The 1,934-nt window shown below is 66.9% G+C and carries 3 protein-coding genes and 1 pseudogene; all 4 read right to left on the minus strand.

From position 1 onward, the window contains the following. A partial coding sequence (locus tag QZL67_RS03860) for an isopentenyl transferase family protein (RefSeq protein WP_292919815.1) occupies window positions 1-465 on the minus strand: 465 nt, incomplete at its 3' end. A 2-nt stretch (window positions 466-467) separates the two neighbouring features. Beyond that, window positions 468-1,064, minus strand: a complete 597-nt coding sequence (locus QZL67_RS03865; protein ID WP_022289451.1) for an NAD(P)H-dependent oxidoreductase — start codon at window positions 1,062-1,064, stop codon at window positions 468-470. Window positions 1,065-1,068: 4 nt separating this feature from the next. After that, window positions 1,069-1,251, minus strand: a complete 183-nt coding sequence (locus QZL67_RS03870; RefSeq protein WP_022289452.1) for a DUF6440 family protein — start codon at window positions 1,249-1,251, stop codon at window positions 1,069-1,071. Window positions 1,252-1,273: 22 nt separating this feature from the next. Further along, window positions 1,274-1,934 (minus strand): annotated as a pseudogene (locus QZL67_RS03875) (DNA mismatch repair protein MutL); the annotation flags it as partial.

Genomic DNA, 1,934 nt, shown 5'->3' on the forward strand with positions numbered 1-1,934 from the left:
CGGGTCCACCTGCCGCAGCTCCTCCAGCAGCGGCGCGATGCCCTGGCGCTCCAGACGCTCCTGCAATTCCCGGCGGACGGCGCCGCCGGCGTGGCCGCCGGCAAACCCGTGGCCCCGCACCACCGCCTCCATCCAAAGGCCCGTGCCGCCCACCAGAATGGGCAGCTTGCCCCGGGCGAGGATGTCGTCCACGATGGGGATGGCCGCCTGAGCATACCGGGCGGCAGACCACTGCTCCGTGGGGTCCGCCACACCGATCATGTGGTGGGGGACGCCCTGCATCTCCTCTTCCGTGGGGGCGGCGGTACCGATCACCATGCCCCGGTAGATCTGCATGGAGTCGGCGGAGACCACCTCCCCGTCAAATCGCTTGGCCAGCAGCACCCCCAGGGTGGTCTTTCCGCAGGCGGTGGGGCCCACCACACAGACGATCCGGGGCGCTGTCTCCTGTTTCCGGCTGTCCATGCTCAGCACTCCTCGGCGGCCAGCCGGGCAGCCAGTTCGCAGGCGGAACGCACCAGTTCTTCCGTCTTGGCGGGGTCCAGATCCAGCCCGCCGCCAAAGACGTACTCAAACCGTCCGATGCCGAACATGGCGCACAGCTGCCGCCAGTACAGCATTCCCAGCGAGTCCTCCCGCTCCACGTCGCCGCCGGTGGTGAGATACACCAGCTGCGATGCCCGACAATCCCCGTGGCAGCCGTCGGATTCGTAGTGATACGTCAATCCGTTGGCGGAGATATACTCGATGTAGGTCCGCAGCGCCGCGGGGAAGCTCAGGTCCCAGAAGGGTGCCGCCACCACCACGGCATCCGCGCCCCGGAACTGTCGGGCCAGGTCATAGACCGGCGCGTCCCAGGCCTGCACCGACGCCAGGGCATCCCGCTCGTCCAGCATTTCCGGGTCAAAGGGTTTGAGAGAGAGCAGCGTCTCCGGCGTGACGGTCTCCGTTTCCGCGTCCGGATGGCTGCGGCAAAAGGCCTCCGCATAGGCCCGCAGCAGACGCCGGGTCCGGGAATCCTCTCCCCGCTGGCTGATGCAGCAATCCACGATCAACAGTTTCATTCCATCACTCCTCATCCAGTATCGGCGTAATGACAGGGTTCCCCGCCCGGTCCAGCAGCGGCGTCAGCCCGCCGGCATTGCCCGAGGCACGGAAGATATAATTGACGCCGGTCTCCCGGTCCACAAAGACCTCGATCACATCCAGTGTTCCCTGGCTGTATGTTTTGACAAACCGCTTTTTTGCCATGTCGATCCTCCCCGGGGGCCCGTCACGCCCGCTTGAACATTTTCTCCAGCTCGTACTTTGTCAGCTTTACCGCCACCGGGCGGCCATGGGGGCAGAAGCGGACCTCACCGCTTTGCACCTTGTCCACCAGCACCCGCAGCTCCGCCGGATCACTGGTCCAGCCGCCCTTGATGGCGGCTTTGCAGGCCATGGTGTGCAGCAGATTCTCCCGCCGCTCGTCGGTGCTGCGGCCGGTGCGCAGGTCCTCCGCCAGTTCCTCCAGCGTGGCGGCGGTGTCCGCCGGGTCGATGTCCGCCGGCACCTCCCGCACCAAAATGGCGCCGTCGCCGAAGTCCTCGCAGGCAAAGCCCAGCTTCTCCAGCTGGGACAGGTTTTCCAGCAGCAGCGCCGCCTCCTCCCGGCCCGGCTCCACTGCCACAGGAGTCAGCAGGGTCTGCCGCATGGGCGGCTCCTGGGACGCCATCAGGCGGTCGAAGTTGATCCGCTCATGGGCGGCGTGCTTGTCAATGAGCCACACCACGCCGTCGCCGCTCTCACAGACGATATAGGTATGCAACACCTCCCCTGCGATCCGCCAGGGCTCTTCCCGTTCCGGCTCCAGCGCCGTTTGCCCGGGGATCTCCAGTGCCTGCCGCTCCGCCGGGATGGCGGGCACCACAGGACGGGGCGCCTCCGGCACGGCT

It is taken from the genome of Oscillibacter sp. CAG:155, from assembly GCA_000436875.1.
Taxonomy (GTDB): domain Bacteria; phylum Bacillota; class Clostridia; order Oscillospirales; family Oscillospiraceae; genus Oscillibacter.

Bases quoted from the DNA above. Each gene is read 5' to 3' on its own strand.
- QZL67_RS03865 (WP_022289451.1), bottom strand. From the start codon at position 1,064: ATGAAACTGTTGATCGTGGATTGCTGCATCAGCCAGCGGGGAGAGGAT.
- QZL67_RS03870 (WP_022289452.1), bottom strand. From the start codon at position 1,251: ATGGCAAAAAAGCGGTTTGTCAAAACATACAGCCAGGGAACACTGGAT.